The organism is Paraburkholderia atlantica (assembly GCF_000092885.1).
In the GTDB taxonomy this organism is placed as follows: Bacteria; Pseudomonadota; Gammaproteobacteria; order Burkholderiales; family Burkholderiaceae; genus Paraburkholderia; species Paraburkholderia atlantica.
Map to the genome: position 1 here is coordinate 639,255 of NC_014117.1, position 17,652 is coordinate 656,906.

At 66.4% G+C, this 17,652-nt stretch carries 15 protein-coding genes; 11 read left to right on the forward strand and 4 right to left on the reverse strand.

The features are described from left to right. The first annotated feature begins 130 nt into the window (after positions 1 to 130). On the forward strand, positions 131 to 379 hold the full coding sequence (locus BC1002_RS02860) for a hypothetical protein (RefSeq protein ID WP_013088572.1): 249 nt from the start codon (positions 131 to 133) through the stop codon (positions 377 to 379). A 45-nt stretch (positions 380 to 424) separates the two neighbouring features. On the opposite strand, the gene BC1002_RS02865 is transcribed toward BC1002_RS02860, so the two are convergent. Together BC1002_RS02865 and BC1002_RS02870 are read right to left on the reverse strand one after the other, a co-directional pair. After that, complete coding sequence (locus tag BC1002_RS02865; protein WP_013088573.1) at positions 425 to 1,213, reverse strand: sulfite exporter TauE/SafE family protein; 789 nt, start codon at positions 1,211 to 1,213, stop codon at positions 425 to 427. Between the two features lie 226 nt (positions 1,214 to 1,439). After that, entirely contained in the window at positions 1,440 to 2,087 is a 648-nt protein-coding gene (locus tag BC1002_RS02870) for a LysE family translocator (RefSeq protein WP_013088574.1), read from the reverse strand. A 216-nt stretch (positions 2,088 to 2,303) separates the two neighbouring features. On the opposite strand from BC1002_RS02870, the gene BC1002_RS02875 reads away from it, so the two are divergent. The 4 genes from BC1002_RS02875 to BC1002_RS02890 all read left to right on the forward strand — a co-directional run bounded on the left by BC1002_RS02875 (position 2,304) and on the right by BC1002_RS02890 (position 7,309). Next, entirely contained in the window at positions 2,304 to 3,197 is an 894-nt protein-coding gene (locus BC1002_RS02875) for a LysR family transcriptional regulator (protein ID WP_013088575.1), read from the forward strand. 278 nt (positions 3,198 to 3,475) lie between these two features. Next, on the forward strand, positions 3,476 to 4,492 hold the full coding sequence (locus tag BC1002_RS02880; RefSeq protein WP_013088576.1) for a hydroxymethylglutaryl-CoA lyase: 1,017 nt from the start codon (positions 3,476 to 3,478) through the stop codon (positions 4,490 to 4,492). Then, positions 4,489 to 5,742, forward strand: coding sequence for a CaiB/BaiF CoA transferase family protein (locus BC1002_RS02885; protein WP_013088577.1), 1,254 nt, complete (start codon positions 4,489 to 4,491; stop codon positions 5,740 to 5,742). Before BC1002_RS02880 ends, BC1002_RS02885 begins: the two co-directional genes overlap by 4 nt. A gap of 61 nt (positions 5,743 to 5,803) precedes the next feature. Continuing rightward, positions 5,804 to 7,309, forward strand: coding sequence for an MFS transporter (locus tag BC1002_RS02890; RefSeq protein ID WP_013088578.1), 1,506 nt, complete (start codon positions 5,804 to 5,806; stop codon positions 7,307 to 7,309). Positions 7,310 to 7,327: 18 nt separating this feature from the next. On the opposite strand, the gene BC1002_RS38370 is transcribed toward BC1002_RS02890, so the two are convergent. Beyond that, a complete protein-coding gene (locus tag BC1002_RS38370; RefSeq protein WP_013088579.1) occupies positions 7,328 to 7,477 on the reverse strand; it encodes a hypothetical protein in 150 nt (49 codons plus the stop codon). Between the two features lie 881 nt (positions 7,478 to 8,358). Here BC1002_RS38370 and BC1002_RS02895 point away from each other — a divergent pair. The 5 genes from BC1002_RS02895 to BC1002_RS02915 all read left to right on the forward strand — a co-directional run bounded on the left by BC1002_RS02895 (position 8,359) and on the right by BC1002_RS02915 (position 15,960). Then, a complete protein-coding gene (locus BC1002_RS02895; protein ID WP_013088580.1) occupies positions 8,359 to 9,354 on the forward strand; it encodes a GlxA family transcriptional regulator in 996 nt (331 codons plus the stop codon). A gap of 90 nt (positions 9,355 to 9,444) precedes the next feature. After that, entirely contained in the window at positions 9,445 to 11,046 is a 1,602-nt protein-coding gene (locus BC1002_RS02900) for a sugar phosphate nucleotidyltransferase (RefSeq protein WP_013088581.1), read from the forward strand. A 55-nt stretch (positions 11,047 to 11,101) separates the two neighbouring features. Beyond that, entirely contained in the window at positions 11,102 to 12,487 is a 1,386-nt protein-coding gene (locus BC1002_RS02905; RefSeq protein ID WP_013088582.1) for an undecaprenyl-phosphate glucose phosphotransferase, read from the forward strand. Positions 12,488 to 12,527: 40 nt separating this feature from the next. After that, on the forward strand, positions 12,528 to 13,667 hold the full coding sequence (locus tag BC1002_RS02910; RefSeq protein WP_013088583.1) for a polysaccharide biosynthesis/export family protein: 1,140 nt from the start codon (positions 12,528 to 12,530) through the stop codon (positions 13,665 to 13,667). A 49-nt stretch (positions 13,668 to 13,716) separates the two neighbouring features. Next, complete coding sequence (locus BC1002_RS02915) at positions 13,717 to 15,960, forward strand: polysaccharide biosynthesis tyrosine autokinase (RefSeq protein WP_013088584.1); 2,244 nt, start codon at positions 13,717 to 13,719, stop codon at positions 15,958 to 15,960. Between the two features lie 98 nt (positions 15,961 to 16,058). Here the strand turns inward: BC1002_RS02915 and BC1002_RS35590 are convergent, their stop codons facing one another. Continuing rightward, on the reverse strand, positions 16,059 to 16,628 hold the full coding sequence (locus BC1002_RS35590) for a hypothetical protein (protein WP_157874639.1): 570 nt from the start codon (positions 16,626 to 16,628) through the stop codon (positions 16,059 to 16,061). Between the two features lie 94 nt (positions 16,629 to 16,722). Between BC1002_RS35590 and BC1002_RS35595 the strand changes: the two genes are divergently transcribed. Next, complete coding sequence (locus tag BC1002_RS35595) at positions 16,723 to 17,562, forward strand: hypothetical protein (protein WP_157874640.1); 840 nt, start codon at positions 16,723 to 16,725, stop codon at positions 17,560 to 17,562. The last annotated feature ends 90 nt before the right edge of the window (positions 17,563 to 17,652 follow it).

A 17,652-nucleotide genomic window follows, 5' to 3' on the forward strand; every position in this document is an offset into this window, starting at 1 on the left:
CGCAGCAATGCGGCTTGCCGCACGCGCAGGTGCTGATGGAGGCGCGGCTGTCCCGGCTTCGTGCGCTGCGACACATTGCCGACGCATCGCGAGGCGTAGTGTGACGAGGAGGGAACGGGGAGCCAAGGTCATGCAAACCACGCTGTTTCGCTACATCGATCTGCCGATCGGCGATCGCGCGGCATTCGAACTGGTGTGCGCAAGACACGGTTTCGCGCCCGCGCATTTCGACATCAGCGCGAGCGCGGCGCCCGGTGAGCCGGCGCACGAACGCGTCGTCACCGTGCGGCGTGTCGACTGGTCACGGTCGTATCGCGACGGCCACGGTCAGTGGGTCCGGCAGTTCGAGGCGGATCTGACCAGCCGGTTTTTCAAATAGACACCGGTCGCCGCGTGCGCGCTTGTCGCGCCTTCAGCGTGCGGCTCACGACAACACCAGCCGCACGCCGACCAGTGTCAGCGTCGCCGCAAGCAGATTGCGGAGCAGCACTTCCGGCGCGCGCGACGCCAGATAGCTGCCAATCGCGATGCCGGGCAGCGATCCAACCAGCAGCGACAGCAGCATCGACCAGTCGATCGAGCCGAGCAGCCAATGTCCGGCGCCCGCGAGCAAGGTCAGCGGCACCGCATGCGCGATGTCGGAGCCGACGATGCGTGTCGTCGGCAGCATCGGATATAGCAGCAGCAACACCGTCACACCGATCGCGCCCGCGCCCACCGACGTCAACGACACCAGCGCGCCGAGGATCGCGCCGGTCAGCATCGTCAGCGCGAGCGTGCGTCCCTGGCTCGGCGCGCGTAGCTTGCGCGCGCCGAGCGCCGCCAGTTGCGGACGGAACACCAGCGCGATCGCGGTAACCAGCAGCGCCGCGCCGAGCACGACCTGGATCAGCCGGCCCGCGCCCGGCGTGTCCATTCCGTAGCGATGCAGCAGGATCAGCGTGATGGTAGCCGCGGGCACGCTGCCGGCCGCGAGGCGCAGCGTGACCTGCCAGTCGACCGAGCCCTTCAGGCCGTGCACCAGGGTGCCGGTCGCCTTGGTGGCGGCCGCGTACAACAGGTCAGTGCCGACCGCGGTGGCAGGGTGCACGTTGAATAGCAGGACGAGGATCGGCGTCATCAGCGAGCCGCCGCCGACGCCCGTCAGCCCGACCAGAAAACCGACGAACAGGCCGGAGACGGAGTACAGCAGATCGATGTGGGGTAGTGCCATTGAACGGACAGCTGACGCAGCGCAGGTGAAGGGTTGGGCGGCGGGGCCGGCGGACGCGCCGGGGCGGCTGGCGGCGGCGGTGTGCGGTGCGCTGCACGGCCGCGTCGGCCGGCGCCTGAGCGGCGAAAGGCGCTATTGTCGCAAAACTGCCGCGCCTGCGTTCGGCACTTACTCAGGAGGAGCGCTTCGGCGGCCTCGCTGTGCCGCACCGCGTGCGAGGTACCGCTCAGAGCGCGCGGCGGATTTCGACGACGCCGAACGCCGCGAGCATGAGGCCGACCACGCGATCGATCGCATGGCGCAGCCTGCTGCCGATCGCATGACGCGCGAGCGACACCATCGTCACCAGACAGCACCACCACGCGATCGAACCGGCGAACACGCCGCCGACCGTCGTCAGCGCGATGGCCGGCGAGAACGCGCCACGCGGCGCGAGGGTCGTGAACAACGCCGCGAACATGATGATGGTCTGCGGATTGGTCAGCGTCAGCAGCAGCGCGCTCGCGTACGCACGCAGCGCACCGGCGCGGCCGATCTGTGCGAGCTTGCCGTTGCCGTTGCCATTGCCATCGGCGCTTTCAGCGGGCGGCTTCTGCAGCAGCGCGCGCACGCCGAGATACAGCAGGAACAGGCCCGCGAGCAGATGCAGCGGGCGGTCGTACGCGAGCATGAACTGCGAAATGCCGACGAGGCCGAGCGCCGCGATCAGCCCGTAGGCCGCGTCGCCGCTCGCAATGCCGAGGCCGATCGCGAGTCCCGCGCGCGGGCCGCCCGTCAGCGTGCGGCGGATGCACAGCATGCCCATCGGGCCGACTGGCGCGGCGATCGCCAGGCCGACGCCGGCGGCGGTGAAAAACAGACTGGTGGTGGACATGAGCAGGTTCTCGAGCGGTTGTTCTGGTTAGAGTGGGCGCGGCAGACGCGGCCCGGTCGTGCGCGGGTAGCCGACGCACCCGCCAGCATAGCCAGACCGAAAAACGCGGGCAAGCTCGGCCAAGGGCGAGACGCCCGGCTGGCTGATCGCTCTTCAGCGCCCGCCGTCGTCAGGGCATAATTTTTCCCACTCCCAACTCCCGAATCCACTCCGCCGATGTGGCAAATCGATCAGGTCACGCTGCGCCTGTTCATCGCCGTTTGCGAGGAAGGCACGATCGCGCGCGCGGCCGAGCGCGAGTTCATCGCACCATCGGCGGTCAGCAAGCGGCTCGCCGATCTCGAAGCGCTCGTCGATGTTGCACTGCTGTCGCGCAGCCAGCGCGGCGTGCGGGCGACCGCCGCCGGCGAAGCGCTGTTGCGCCACGCGCGGCTCATCATGCGCGGCCACGAGCGCTTGCAGGCCGAGCTCAGTGAATACGCAGCCGGCGCGCGCGGCCATGTGCGCGTGCTGGCGAACGTGTCATCGATGGTGGAGTTCTTGCCCGAGGCGTTGTCCGCGTTTTTGCAGGCGAATCCGGCGATTCGGGTCGATGTCGAGGAGCGCGTCAGCGCGGACATCGTGCGCGGGCTGGAAGAGGGCGTCGCCGATCTGGGCATCTGTCGCGACACGGTGCCACTCGGCAGTCTCGACACGCTGCCGTATCGCGCCGACCATCTGGCGCTGATCGTGCCCCGCGCGCATCCGCTCGCGGGCGAGACGCAGGTCGGCTTCGAGCAGACGCTCGGCTTCGATCACCTGGGGCTCGCATCGAATGCGTCGGTCAATGCGCTGATGCAGCGCATCGCGCTGGAGAAGGGCAGCGAGTTGAACTACCGCACCTATGTATCGACGTTCGATGCCGCCTACCGCTTCATCCAGGCCGGACTCGCGGTCGCGATCCTGCCGCGCGAGGCGCTGCCGCGCCATGCCGCCGACGAGTACGGCATCGTCGCCGTGCCGTTGCGCGAGGCGTGGGCCGAGCGGCGCTTCGTGATCTGCATGCGCGATCGCGCGGCGTTGACGCTCGCGGCCGCGCGTTTGCTCGAGCATCTGCTGGGCGCCAGGTAAGGCGGACAACGCGCCCGGTCACTCGCACCGTCAGTCCCTGCCACCCACCCTCGGCGACGCCCTTCGCCACCTCCCCGGACAAACCCCTAAGCGTTTCACCCAGGCGAGCGCCAAAGCCCGCCCCATCGGCCTGAGCGGCCATCGCGAGCGGCGAGGGCGGGCGTCGTGAACGCAGACTTTGCCGCGCGTCGGCACGCGGGCACGCTGTGATCCAGTTAGCGCATCACTTCTACCCAACGGGCCTCCGAAGCCCGCGTCCACGTCCAGGATTCAAACCGATGAATGAGACCCGCGAGCGCGTCGTCGTGACCGAAGTCGGTCTGCGCGATGGTCTGCAAAGCATTGCCCGCATCATGTCCACCGACGACAAACGCCGCTGGATCGACGCCGCGTATGCGGCCGGCGTGCGCCATATGGAAGTCGCGTCGTTCGTGCCGGCGAAGCTGCTACCGCAAATGGCCGACGCCGCCGACGTAGTCGCCCACGCCCGTAGCTACGACGATTTGAGCATCACTGCGCTCGTGCCGAACCTGAAGGGCGCGCAGCACGCGCTCGAGGCCGGCGTAAAGCGCATCGTCGCGCCGATTTCGGTGAGCGTCGCGCATAGCGTCGCGAACGTGCGCAAGACGCCCGCCGAGATGATCGATACGTTCGCCGCGATGCGTGAGTTGATCGATCGCGCGTCTTTGGCTGGTGGCCGCCGCGTCGAATTGATCGCCGGTTTGTCGACGGTGTTCGGCTGCACGCTACAGGGCGCCGTGCCATACGCGGATATCGCCGCGATCGCGCGCGCCGCGGTGCAGGCCGGCGCCGACGTGATCGCGCTTGGTGACACGACCGGCGAGGCGACGCCGCGTCAGGTCGGCGAGGTGATCGAGCTGGTGCGCGACGTCGTGGGCGACAAACTGCGTTCGCTGCATTTCCACGACACGCGCGGGCTCGGTCTCGCCAACACGCTGGTCGCGCTGCAGCACGGGATTCGCGAATTCGATGCGTCGCTGGCCGGTCTCGGCGGCTGTCCGCATGCGCCCGGCGCGAGCGGCAACGTCAATACTGAAGACCTCGTGTTCATGCTGGACAGCATGGGCTACGACACCGGCATCGACATCACGCGGCTGCTCGCCTCGCGCGCGGTACTCGCGCAGGCGCTGCCCGGCGAGCCGCTATATGGCTATCTCGCGCGAGCGGGGGTGCCCAGGCAGTTCGCGCACGCCCAACCGGCCGCGCGCGAATCCGCGGGGTCGTCCGAATCTTTGTGTGATTCCCATTCTTCCGTTCCGCAGGTGCCGCAATGACTTCGCTTTCCTCCGCTACCTCAGCTTGGTGTTCGTCTTCGACGACTTCGCCGCAGCCGGGCACGTTGCCGCTCGCGGGCATCCGCGTGATCGAGTTGTCGCATATGGTGATGGGCCCGACCTGCGGCATGATTCTCGGCGACCTCGGCGCCGAAGTGATCAAGGTCGAGCCGCCGCGCGGCGACAGCACCCGCCGGCTGCTCGGCACCGGCGCGGGTTTCTTCCGCACCTTCAATCGCAACAAGAAGAGCGTCGCGCTCGATCTCGACAGCGAAGCCGGTCTCGCCGCGCTGAAGCAACTGGTCGATAGCGCCGACGTATTCGTCGAAAACTTCAAACCCGGCCGCATGGCGAGTCTCGGCCTCGATTACGCGACGCTGCGTGAGCGCAATCCGAAGCTGATCTACGTGTCGCACAAGGGCTTTCTCAGTGGTCCCTACGAACATCGTCTGGCGCTCGACGAAGTCGTACAGATGATGGCGGGCCTCGCGTACATGACCGGGCCGGTGGGCCGACCTCTGCGCGCGGGCAGTTCGGTCAACGACATCATGGGCGGCATGTTCGGCGCGATCGGCGTGCTGGCTGCATTGCACGAGCGGCACGCGAGCGGCCGCGGCAAGGAGGTGCAGAGCGCGCTGTTCGAGAACTGTGTGCTGCTCTCGGCGCAGCACATGCAGCAGTTCGCGGCGACCGGCGTGGCCCCGGCGCCGATGCCCGAGCGCATCAGCGCCTGGGCCGTCTACGACGTGTTCACGCTCGCGCACGGCGAGCAGATGTTCATCGCCGCGACCGGCGACGCGCAGTGGCGCGCGCTGTGCGCGATTCTCGAGCGCGCCGATCTGCTCGCCGATGCGCGTCTCGCGACCAACAACGACCGCGTGCTCGCGCGCGGCTGGCTGCTGCAAACGCTCGGCGAAAGCCTGAGCCGTTTCGACGGCGCGACGCTGGTGCCGCTGTTCGAGCGCAATCACATTCCGTTCGCGTCGATTACGAAGCCCGAGGAACTGTTCGACGATCCGCACCTGAACGCGAGCGGCGGCCTCGTGCCGCTGACGCTCGACGACGGCAGCGAAACCGCGATGCCATTGCTGCCGATTTCGCTCGACGGCGCGCGTCTCGTGCCGCGCCAGCCGATCGCGAAGATCGGCGAGCACACCGTCGACGTGCTGCGCGAACTCGGCTTCGACGACGCGCGGATCGCGGAGCTGAACGGTGCCGTGCAGTCGCGCGCGCCGGGCGCGGCTGCATGAGCGTCGTGCCGCGCCGCACCCGTTGCAACGGGCAATAGACCAAAAATTCTGGAGACAGACGATGAAATCGTCGAATCAGGCGATGTACGCCACTGCGCTCGGCGAGGCGGCCGGCGCGCTCGATGCCTCACCCACGGACGCAGGCGCCGATGCGGCAGCGACGGACCGCGCCGGCGCGATCGCGCTCGATGGCGCGCGCATTTCCGCGCGGCTCGACCGGCTGCCCGCCACCCGCACGATCTGGCAGCTGGTGATGCTGCTGAGCTTCGGCATGTTCTTCGAACTCTACGACCTGATGTACTCCGGCTATATCGCGCCGGGCCTCGTGCATAGCGGCCTGCTCACCGCCACGACGCGCGGTCTGTTCGGCACGAGCGGCGTCGCGAGTTTCATCGCCGCGCTGTTCGCGGGTCTATTCATCGGCACGGCGGCGTGCGGCTTTCTCGCCGACCGCTTCGGCCGCCGCGCGATCTTCACGTGGTCGCTGCTGTGGTACACCGCGGCCAACGTCGTAATGGCGTTCCAGCACACGGCGCTCGGCTTGAACTGCTGGCGCTTTATCGCGGGGATCGGCATCGGCGTCGAGATCGTCACGATCGGCACGTATATCTCCGAGCTCGTGCCGAAGCACATTCGCGGGCGCGCTTCAGCGTGCTCGCAGGCGGTCGGCTTCTGCGCGGTGCCGATCGTCGCGTTCCTGTCTTATCTGCTGGTGCCGCAACGCGTGTTCGGCCTCGACGGCTGGCGTGTGGTCGTGCTGATCGGCGCGATTGGCGCGATCGTCGTGTGGTGGATTCGCCGCGGCTTGCCGGAGAGCCCGCGCTGGCTCGCGCAAAAGGGCCGGCTCGACGAAGCCGACGCGGTGATGACGCGTCTCGAAGCACGCGTCGCGCGCGAGTACCAGCGTCAATGCGGCCGGCCGCTGCCCGAGCCCGCGCTGCCCGAGCCGGTGCGCGCGCGGGCGGCGTTTCGCGATCTGCTGGTGCCGCCGTATCGCAAGCGCACGCTGATGCTGATCATCTTTCACGTGTTCCAGACGATGGGCTACTACGGCTTCGCGAACTGGATTCCGACGCTGCTGATCAAGCAAGGCATCACGGTGACGACGAGCCTGATGTACGCGAGCATTATCGCGATTGCGGCGCCGCTCGGGCCGTTGCTGGGATTGCTGATCGCCGATCGCTTCGAGCGCAAGAGCGTCATCATCTGCATGGCCGCGGTCAACGTCGTGTGCGGACTCGCGTTCAGCCAGGCGCGCGAGACGGTGCTGCTCGTGAGTCTAGGCGTGTGCCTCGTGCTCGCGGGCAACATCATTTCGTACAGCTATCACGCGTACCAGGCCGAGCTGTTTCCGACCGGCATCCGGGCGCGCGCGGTCGGCTTCGTTTATTCGTGGAGCCGGATTTCGGCGATGTTCTCGGCGTTCGTGATCGCCGCCTGCCTCGGCCGCTTCGGCGTGAACGGCGTGTTCGTGTTCATCTCGGGGGCGATGGCGATCGTCATGGTCGCGATCGGTACGCTGGGTCCGAAGACGCGCGATGTCGCGCTCGAGGACCTTTCGAAGTAGCGAGGGCGCTATCAGGCGCTAGGAGTCCTGGCGAGTCTCGTCGTTGCTCGACAGCCGGTCCGACACGTTGCCGAGCAGCAGCGCGAGCAGCACCACGCCGATCATGGCGAACATCAGCCCGCCGATCATCGTGGCAAGTATCAGCGTGATCCATGAAATGCCGTTCATGTGTGCGGTTCCAGCGCGTTTGTCGGGGGGCATCGTAACCCGTTCAACATCACTTCTATGTGCGCTTGCCCGCCGTAAGCCTGTCAGGCGACGCCGAACCATCGTCGCAACGTGCCATTACGCGGCGCGTTCTCGATGGGTGTCACCTTCGTTGCGTAAAGGGAAAGCGGACTTCGTTCGCTGTCCGCGTCGATGCTCGCGAAGAACCTCATAGTGCATTTCCGTAAGCGGTTGGCGGAAATGCACCCGGTCGCACCCGATGTATTCCGCCATTGGCCCGCCTATTGCGTTGACACTAAAGTTGTCCGATATCCATGTTTCAGGTCTGAAACGTTAATCGCCGTGTTTATATTCACGTCGTCAATAAAAATAATTTAAATAATCTTTTCTGGCGCGTTGAGTGCCTGTATTGGACGGCGCGAGGGTCGGTTGCGCGGCGGTTGCGCCGACGATCTGGTGAGCCTGTCGATGAAACCGGGCTCGCCTGGTGGGGCGGGGTGCGTTTCACTCGCGGCTGGCAAATTTCGGCAAAAAATCTCTTTTAAAATACGCCTCGCCGGGTGGAGAAGGCGGATGTGCGCCGATTTTCGAGTGGCCCCACAGTGTGCGCTGGCGTACGCATTCATTTTTTAAATTGCATTAAGATTCGCGAGTGCATATTCAACCATATGCGGATAGACGATTAATCCATTGAAAAGACGGTCGTTTCGGTATTGAGCCGAATTGCACTGGCCGATCATGTAGTCATAGTGCCAATATGTCTGCACTTTCGGACATGACGGCAGAGCGCCGGAGGTCGTCGCTATGATGCACTGCGCGGAGTTCGCATTGTGCGTGATCGTAAAAGGTGTAGTTGATCGTTTTCTGTCGAGAGGATGACTATGACCTGCGCGAGTCTCGAGTCTGCAATGCTGCGCTGGGTGCATGCGCCGAACAGGGGCGTGCGTCGTGTCGCGATTCTGCTGTTCAACGATTGCTCGCTGCAAGGGGCGGGAGTGATCGCCGAGGTGTTCCAGGCTGCCAACGAGCTCTCCACTTCCGGTTCGGGCGCGTGGCTGTACGACGTATCGTTTTTATCCGCCGACGGCGGCATGGTGAGTTCGTCGTCGGGGTTGCGCGTGTGGACCGACGGACTCGACGCGCGCCATTACGTCGGCTTCGATGCGCTGTATGTGGCGGGAGGCAAGGGCGCGGCGTCGGCGGCGCGCGATGAGCGGCTGCTCGGATGGTTGCGGCGGGTGCGCCGCAACACCGCGATGATTCGCTCGATTGCCGAAGGGCGCGCGGTGCTCGACGCGGCGGCGCTGCCCGAGGACAAGGATGCGAGCGACCTGCGCCAGCCAACTGTGGCCAGGAATGGTGCGGGCGTGGCAGAGCAGGGCGCCGTCGAACTGAGCGACCGGCTGGAATCGATGCGCAGCGCGCTCGCGATGATCAAGCGCGATCTGGGCAACGCGACCGCGCGCTCGGCTGCCGAACGGCTGCTGTCGGATTCGTGCACGAACCTCGCGCCGCTGCTCGGCGAGGACGGCGGCATGAGTCCCGGCGACAAGGTTCGCGCGGCGGCGCGCTGGCTGCAGGAAAACTGCCAGCAGGCGATTTCGATTGCGGATGCCGCGCAGTTCGCGGCGATGAGCGAGCGCAACTTTCTGCGCCGCTTCAAGATGGAAATGGGTATCACGCCGTCGAGTTTCCTGTTGCACGAGCGCCTTGCGGTGACGTGCAGCCTGTTGACCGAATCGGAATTGCCGGTCGACAAGATCGCCCGTCGCACTGGGATGGGCAATGGCGACCGGCTCGCGAAAGTGTTTCGCAAGCGGATGAGGATTTCGCCGACTGAGTTCAGGATTCAAAGCCGCCGCATGGCAGGCGAGTAGCACCGACGGAGCCAGCCCGGTAACCGCGCAGTGCAGGCGGGGACCGGTCCGTCGTTCGTCGTACCTCGCAGACCGATAAGGATCCCCGATATGTTGACGCAGGCAGGTGTGAGCGCCCGATCCGTCGAGCCGAACGGCGCAAGCGCCGGGGTTGCTGGCGCGCGCTGCGCGCACATCGTCCCGGTCATTCTCGCGGGCGGCTCGGGCACGCGGCTTTGGCCGGTGTCGCGCGAAAATTTTCCGAAGCAGCTGATCGACGTGGTCGGCTCCGACTCGCTGCTGCAGGCGACCGCGCGGCGGCTCGAGGGCTTCCCGGCGGGCTGGAGCGTCGACGCATCGCCGATCGTCGTGTGCGGCGAGGAGCATCGCTTCGTGATCGCCGAACAGCTGCATGAGAACGGCGTCGACGCGCGTTTGATCGTCGAGCCCGCGCGCCGCGACACGGCGCCAGCGCTGACGCTCGCGGCATCGCTCGCGTGCGCCGCCGGCGACGACGCGATCCTGATCGTGATGCCGGCCGATCACGCGATCGCGGACGTGCCCGCGCTGCAGCGCGCGCTGGCGTGCGCGGCGCACCACGCGAGCGAGGGCGCGATCGCGACGCTCGGCGTGCCGCCGACGCGTCCCGACACCGGCTTCGGCTATATCCGCATCGGCGCGGCATTGGCCGCTGGCGGCCACGCGATCGACGGTTTCGTCGAGAAGCCCGCCGAGGAAATCGCGCGGCAATACCTGAGCGCGGGCACCTATTGGTGGAATAGCGGCATCTTCATCGTGCGTGCGCGCGTGTGGCTCGACACGCTCGCGTCGCTGCGGCCGGACATGCATGCGCCGTGCACGAGCGCGTTCGCGAGCGGCAAGCACGACGGCGACGTATTCCGGCCGTCGCACGACGCGTTCCTCGACGTGCCCGCCGATTCGATCGACTACGCGGTGATGGAGCGTCTGACCGAACCGCCGCCGGCAGAAGGCGGCAGCGCGAGCAACGTCGAAACGCAAGGCGCGGCGCAGAGCGAGACGCCAGCTCAAAACCCGGCCGCGAACTTGCCCCCCGGCGTCGTGATCCCGCTCGAAGCCGGCTGGTCCGACCTCGGCTCGTGGGACGCGGTATGGGCCGCGATGGAGAAGGACCCGAACGGCAACGCCGGGCGCGGCCGCGTGACGTTCGAAGGCGCGGTGTCCTGCTATGCGCATTCGGAAGGGCGGCTCGTCGCGTGTGTCGGCACCGCCAACGTCGTCGTGGTCGAGACCGCCGACGCGGTGCTCGTGGTGGATCGCTCGCACGTGCAGGACGTCAAGGGCCTCGTGTCGCGCATCAAGGCGCAGCACGCGCCGGAGGCCGACGCGCATCGCAAGGTGCGGCGCCCGTGGGGCTTCTACGACTCGATCGATCGCGGCGAGCGCTTCCAGGTCAAGCGCATCGTCGTGACGCCCGGCGCGAAGCTGTCGCTGCAACTGCATCATCACCGCGCCGAGCATTGGGTGGTCGTGCGCGGCACCGCGCTCGTCACGCGCGGCGAAGAGCAGTTCCTGCTCAGCGAAAACGAATCGACTTACATTCCGCTCGGCACGCGTCACCGGCTCGAAAACCCGGGCAGGGTGCCGCTCGAAATCATCGAAATTCAGTCGGGTACGTATCTCGGCGAAGACGACATCGTGAGGTTTGACGACAACTACGGCCGCTGCCCGTAGGCAGCCCATGCACACCCCTTTTTGCGTACAGGAACGGCAGAACGAGGTAAGTAAAATGCGCAAGTTTCAGGATCTGCTCGCGCGGATTTTCGATGTCGCTTTGGTATTGGCGGGTGCGGCCGTGGCGTCGCAAATCCGCTTCGACTATCTCGGCCAGTCGGGTTTCTACTGGGCGCTGGTGATGTTTTCGGCTGCGTTCGCGCTTGCGATCTTCCCCGCGTTCGGGGTCTACGAATCGTGGCGCGGCCGCTCGAAGCTCGGGCTCGCCGGCCAGGTGTCGCTCGCGTGGCTGATCGTGCAGGCCTGCGCGCTCGTGCTGATGTACTCGCTGCATCGCATCGACATCGTGTCGCGGCTGTGGTTCTCGTACTGGACCGCGACGACGGGCGGTCTGCTGATCGCGAATCGGGTGATCATGCACGCGGTGCTCGCGCGGGCACGTGGCGCAGGCATGAATCTGCATCAGGTCGCGATCGTCGGCAGCGGCTCGCAGTGCGATGCGATCCTGCGCCGCATCGAGTCGGCGCCGACCGCGGGCTTTCGCGCGACCGCCGTCTACAACACGCGCCCGGACGAGTCCGGCGTGACGAATCCGCGCGTGCCGGTGTTCGATCGCGTCGACCTATTGGCCGACTACATCCGCACCAACGACGTGCACGAGCTATGGCTGATGCTGTCGCTGTCCGAAGAGCCGCTGATCTGCGCGCTGATCGACGAGTTCCGCGACGACCTCGTGAATATCCGCTTCATGCCGGACGTGCGCAGCCATGCGCTGTTCGAAGGCAGCGGCGTGGTCGATCTGCTGGGCATGCCGGCGATCAATCTGGTCGCCTCGCCGCTGTCGGCCAACGCGATGCTGAAGAAGGAAATTTTCGACCGGCTGTTCGCGGCGACCGCGATCGTGGCCCTCGCGCCGCTGCTGCTTGGCATCGCGATCGCGGTCAAGCTTTCGTCGCGCGGACCGGTGTTGTTCAAACAGAAGCGTAAGGGCGCGGACGGCCGCGTGTTTACGATCTACAAGTTCCGCTCGATGCGCGTGCATACCGAAGCGAAAGGCGTCGTGAGCCAGGCGACGCGCAACGACAAGCGCGTGACGAAAGTGGGCGCGTTTCTGCGCCGCACGAGCCTCGACGAGCTGCCGCAATTTTTCAACGTGTTGCGTGGCGACATGTCGGTCGTAGGACCGCGTCCCCATGCGCTCGAGCACGACGACCTCTATCAGAAGGTGGTCGCGGGCTATATCAATCGCTACCGGATCAAACCGGGAATCACGGGCTGGGCGCAGATCAACGGCTTCCGTGGCGAAACCGACCGCATCGAGAAGATGGAGCGTCGCGTCGAACATGACCTGTACTACCTGGGTCACTGGTCGTTCGCGCTCGATATGCGGATCATCGGCGCGACGATTGTCGCCGGACTGGTGCATCGAAACGCTTATTAGAAAGTCGATAACAACGCCTCGGGGCGAAGGAGTAAAGATCATGAGCTCACTTGGTTTTCGCACAGGAAGTCTTGTGGTTTTCGCTAGTGCGGCACTGCTTTCCGGATGCTCGATCGTGCCGGGACAACGGATGATCACGCCGGCCGCGATTCAGGACACGGGTGGCGAATTCAGTACCGAAGCTTCGCAGCAAAAGCAGATTCCGATCACCGATATCAATCTGGAACTGCTGAAGAAGTTGGGTACCGATCAGAAGGCTTCCCAGCTGCCGCCGGAGACGGCGGGGCTGTTCGGCAAGCCGGCGCCGTACAAGCTGGGCCCTGGCGATGTGCTGCAGATCGTCGTGTGGGATCACCCGGAACTCGCGGCCGCTCTTGGGCAGCCGCCGACCAATTCGCGCCCTAGCGATGCGATGCCGGGCTTCCTGATCGATGAAACCGGCGACATCCAGTTTCCGTATGCGGGCACGATGCACGTTGTGGGCAAGACCGTCTCGCAGATCCAGCGCGAATTGAATCAGCGTTTGAGCAAGGTGTACCAGAAGCCTGAGGTGACGGTGCGCGTCGCGTCGTTCCGTAACGCGACGGTGTATGTCGATGGCGAAGTGCGCACGCCGGGCACGCAATCGCTCAACGATGTGCCGATGTCGCTGACGAACGCAATCGGCCTGGGCGGCGGCTTCACCACGACCGCGGACCGCAGCCGCGTCGATCTGATCCGCAACGGCACGACCTATAGGCTGAATATCGACGACCTCGTCAAACGCGGCCGCAATCCGGGGGATATCTATCTGCAGCCGGGCGATACCGTGCGCGTGAACGCGCGCGAAGACAGTGGCGTCTACGTGATGGGCGAAGTCAACAAGCCGGCCACGGTGCTGCCGTTGCGCAACGGCTCGCTGACGCTGTCGCAGGCGATCTCCGACGGCGGCAGTTTCGACTCGAACACGGCCTCGGGGCAGCAACTGTTCGTGATCCGCAATTCGACCAGCGAGTCGCCGCAGATTTATCACCTCGATGCGACCTCGCCGGTGGCGATGCTGCTCGCGAACCAGTTCGAGTTGCAACCGAAGGACATCGTGTACGTCGGCCAGGGCGGTCTCGTTCGCTTCAACCGCGTGCTGAACCTGCTGTTGCCGGCGATCAACGCGGCGGTGACGGGAGTCGTCGTGTCGAAGTGACGCAGGCGTGACGCGATATCTGAACCGGCAGGCCTTGTTGGGTGAAAACATGGCAATCAATTACGAAAATCGCTACGCCGGCGTGTATGAACCGGGGCAGTTTCATCTGTCGGACTACGTGCGCACGATCGTGCGCGGTTGGCGCACGATCCTCATCGTGACGCTGATCGCGCTCGCGCTCGGTAGCGCGTACGCGTTCCTCGCGCCGCCGGTCTATCGTTCGGACGTGCTGTTTCACGTTCAGGACAGGACGGCGAACGCGGCGAACGTCAATGCGAACGGCCGGGATGCGGCATCGCCGCTTCCCGGCGCGTACGATTCGAAGCCGTCGACCGCGGCGCAGATCGAGCTCTTGAAGTCGCGTCTGGTCACCGAGGAAGCGGTCCGCGCGCTGCACCTCGACATCACGGCGAAGCCGCGTTATCTGCCGGTGATCGGCAGCAAGATCGCGGGACTCGTGAACGGGCACTGGTGGTTCCGGCTGCCGTCGTTCATCAACCTGCGCGGGTTCGCGTGGGGCAACGAAAGCATCGCGGTGTCGCGCTTCGACGTGTCGAAGGACCTGTACGGCGAGACCTTCACGCTGGTTGCGGGCGCCGGCAACACTTTCATGCTGCGCGATCCTCATGGCAGCGCGATTCTGTCGGGGCGCGTCGGCGAGACCGTGCAGACCGATACCGCGGTCGGCCCGATCACACTGCACGTCGACACATTGGTCGGCGCGCCGGGCTCGCGTTTCGAACTGACGCGCGCGTCGACGCTCGGCACGGTGGAGCGTCTGGCGAAGACGATGGTCGTGCAGGAGACGGCCGAGGACTCCGGCGTAATCCGCGTGAGCCTCGAAGGCGCGGACCCGGCGCTGACCGCGGCGATCGTCAACAACGTGGCGCGCCAGTTCGTGCGCCAGGATCTGGCGAGCCGTTCGAGCGAGTCCGATCACACGCTCGCGTATCTGGAGCAGCAACTGCCCGCCGCGCGCAAGGCGCTCGACGATGCGGAAGAGCGCTACGGCAAGTTCCGCAATACCCATGGCACCGTCGATCTCGGCGAGGAAAGCAAGCTGCTGCTGCAGCAGATCGTCGACAACAAGACGAAGCTGCTCGATCTGCAGCAGCAGCGCGCGGAGCTATTGCAGAAGTTCACGCCGAACCATCCGACGGTCGCCGCGCTCGATGCGCAGATCGCCGCGTTGCAGGGCGCGCAGAGCACGATGAACCGCAGCGTCTCGACGATGCCCGACACCGAGCAGACCGCGCTACGTCTGCAGCGCGACGTGCACGTGAACACCGATCTGTACACGAACCTGCTCAACAGCGTGCAGCGACTGCGGGTGGCCCAGGCAGGGCAGGTGGGCGGCGTGCGCGTGGTGGACTTCGCCGAAATGCCCGACGATCCGGTGCGGCCGAAGCGCATGTTGGTGATTTTGATGTCGCTCGGCGGCGGCCTCGCGCTCGGCTTGCTGCTGGTGTTCCTGAAGCGCGCGATCCGCGGCGGCGTGGAGCGCCCGGACGAACTCGAAGGGATGCTCGGCGTGCCGGTATTCGCGGTGGTGCCGCGCAGCCAGACGCAATTGCGCCTGCAGGAAAAGGTGTCGCTGCGCCAGCGTGGGCAGCATGTGCTCGCGCAGCAGGCGCCCGAGGATCTCGCGGTGGAAGGCGTGCGCAATCTGCGCACGTCGCTGCAGTTGTCGCTCGATCATGCGGCCAATAACGTCGTGATGATCACCGGCTCGCGGCCCGATGCGGGCAAGTCGTTCCTGTCGGTGAATCTGGCGACGCTGGTCGCGTCGGCGAACAAGCGCGTGCTGATCATCGACGCCGACATGCGGCGCGGCGACGTGCATTCACATTTCGGCGTCAGCCATCGGCCGGGACTTTCCGACGTGCTATGTGGCGGCGATCTCAACGCGATGATCCAGCGCGACGTGCTGCCCGGCCTCGACGTGCTCGCGAAAGGCACGCTGCCGTCGCACCCGGCCGAGCTGCTGATGAGCCGACGCTTCGAGGCGATGCTCGAGGTGCTGAAGCCGCAATACGACGTCGTGATCATCGATACGCCGCCGGTGCTCGCCGTAACCGATTCGACGCTGATCGGCAAATACGCGGCGACGACGCTGCTCGTCGTGCGGCATGGACGTCAGCCGCTGCACGAGATCATCGAAACCGCCAAACGCCTGCGTAACGGTGGCGTCGGCCTGCGCGGCGTGCTGCTCACCGACGTGCCGCAGGAAGCCGCGTTCCTCGGCTCGGGGTATCAGGGCGGCTATTACGGCTACGACAGCATCGCCGGCTGACACGGCTGCCCGCGCGGCGCGTCTTTGAGGGCGCCGCACGGACGGGCTTGATTGGGCGGCACGCTCGTGCCGCTCTCTCGCGAGACTCCTCGCAATCCTCAGTGGTGACGCAGCAGATCGCGCAATGCGCGCGACTCTTCCGCCGGCGGCTGCACGGTCTGCCACGCCGACGGCGGGATGGTCTGCCACGCCGATTCGTGCGACGCGAGCGAGACGAGGCGCTGCGCGTCCTTGCTGCTCGAATCGATCCGCAACGCTTCGTTGGCGTTGTGCGACGCGCACTCCCAACGTCCGACGTTGCTACAGCCGCGCGCGAGACTCAGCAACGCGTCCCGTTGCTGCTCTAGCGTGCCGACCTGGGCGCGCATGCGGCGCGCGTCGCGGTTGTCGGGCTGTGCGGTGATGGCCGCGGCGAGGCGCGCTTTGGTCGCCGCCAGATTGCCCCGTTGCAGATAGCCGTGCGCGGCTTTCAGATTGCGCTCGGCGTCGGCGCGCTGCTTGTCGGCTAGCGTGAGCGGGGTGGCCATCGTGTCGGCGTTGGTGCCGGGGTTGGGGTTGGTCGACGCGACCGCCGTGCCGCGCGGCGTGGGCGCGGAGATGGCCGCGCTCGATTTCGTTGTTGGCGCTGCGGTGGGTGCGGTTGTGACGACGAGAGGGGACGATGGCACGACGGCCGGCGTAGCTGCAACGACTGGCGGTGAGGGTCGCGCTGGGACGGCTGCGGACGCGACGACGGGTGGTGACGAGCGCGCTACGGTTGGCTTGGACGCGACGACTGGCGGTGGGGACGGCGCTACGGTAGGCGCGGTCGCCACGACAGGCGGAGACGAACGCGTCAGGGTAGGCGCGGACGAGGTCGCCACGACGGGCGGTGCCGTGCGCGCCACGGTTGGCGCGGTCGCCATGACGGGCGGTGAGGGTTGTGCAACGGCCGGCGCGGTCGCCACGACGGGCGGTGCCGTGCGCGCTACGGTTGGCGCGGTCGCCATGACGGGCGGTGAGGAGGGTGCGACGGTCGGCGTGGTCGCCACGACTGGCGTTGACGATCGCGCTGCGGTGGGTGCTGTCGCAACGACGGGCGGTGAGGATGGAGCCAGGGTCGGCGTCGTCGCAACGACGGGCGGCGAGGATGGAGCCAGGGTCGGCGTCCTCGCCACGATGGGCGTTGACGATCGCGCTACGGTGGGCCCGTTCGCAACGACCGGCGATGCCGGCGCCACGGCAGGCGCACTCGCCACGACCTGCGGCGCCGATGACGCTACGGGCGCCCCGCGCGCGTTCGCCGGTTGCTGCCGCGCGACGACAACGGCACGCGGCGATTTCGCGACCATCGACGCGGGCTGCGGCGCCACGGGCGTCGGCGCGACGGCGACCGACGGTGCCGCACTGTGCGCAACGTTCTGCGCAGGGGCTTGCCCGGGCTTGTCCGGGTGCACCGTGCCGAACACCGTGACCGGCGTGTCGACGCTCGCATCGTCGTCGAGAAGAAGGAAGCCGATATACACGGCGCCGAGCGTCGCGAGCGCGGCCGCGGTAAGTGCGAGCGGGTGCCGCCTGCGACGCCTGCCTGGCGTGAACGTCGCTTCGTCAAGCAGTTCGTAGGGGCTCATCTTCAGTTGCGCGGAGCGTCGCGACGCACGGTCCGCGGCCAGGCTCGCGGCCGCTGGCAGCGGGTCGAGTTGCGCGCGCGAT

Excerpts from the sequence above, each read along its gene's own strand:
- BC1002_RS02860 (WP_013088572.1), top strand. The coding sequence starts at position 131 with ATGCAAACCACGCTGTTTCGCTACATCGATCTGCCGATCGGCGATCGC.
- BC1002_RS02865 (WP_013088573.1), bottom strand. The coding sequence starts at position 1,213 with ATGGCACTACCCCACATCGATCTGCTGTACTCCGTCTCCGGCCTGTTC.
- BC1002_RS02870 (WP_013088574.1), bottom strand. The coding sequence starts at position 2,087 with ATGTCCACCACCAGTCTGTTTTTCACCGCCGCCGGCGTCGGCCTGGCG.
- BC1002_RS02875 (WP_013088575.1), top strand. The coding sequence starts at position 2,304 with ATGTGGCAAATCGATCAGGTCACGCTGCGCCTGTTCATCGCCGTTTGC.
- BC1002_RS02880 (WP_013088576.1), top strand. The coding sequence starts at position 3,476 with ATGAATGAGACCCGCGAGCGCGTCGTCGTGACCGAAGTCGGTCTGCGC.
- BC1002_RS02885 (WP_013088577.1), top strand. The coding sequence starts at position 4,489 with ATGACTTCGCTTTCCTCCGCTACCTCAGCTTGGTGTTCGTCTTCGACG.
- BC1002_RS02890 (WP_013088578.1), top strand. The coding sequence starts at position 5,804 with ATGAAATCGTCGAATCAGGCGATGTACGCCACTGCGCTCGGCGAGGCG.
- BC1002_RS38370 (WP_013088579.1), bottom strand. The coding sequence starts at position 7,477 with ATGAACGGCATTTCATGGATCACGCTGATACTTGCCACGATGATCGGC.
- BC1002_RS02895 (WP_013088580.1), top strand. The coding sequence starts at position 8,359 with ATGACCTGCGCGAGTCTCGAGTCTGCAATGCTGCGCTGGGTGCATGCG.
- BC1002_RS02900 (WP_013088581.1), top strand. The coding sequence starts at position 9,445 with ATGTTGACGCAGGCAGGTGTGAGCGCCCGATCCGTCGAGCCGAACGGC.
- BC1002_RS02905 (WP_013088582.1), top strand. The coding sequence starts at position 11,102 with ATGCGCAAGTTTCAGGATCTGCTCGCGCGGATTTTCGATGTCGCTTTG.
- BC1002_RS02910 (WP_013088583.1), top strand. The coding sequence starts at position 12,528 with ATGAGCTCACTTGGTTTTCGCACAGGAAGTCTTGTGGTTTTCGCTAGT.
- BC1002_RS02915 (WP_013088584.1), top strand. The coding sequence starts at position 13,717 with ATGGCAATCAATTACGAAAATCGCTACGCCGGCGTGTATGAACCGGGG.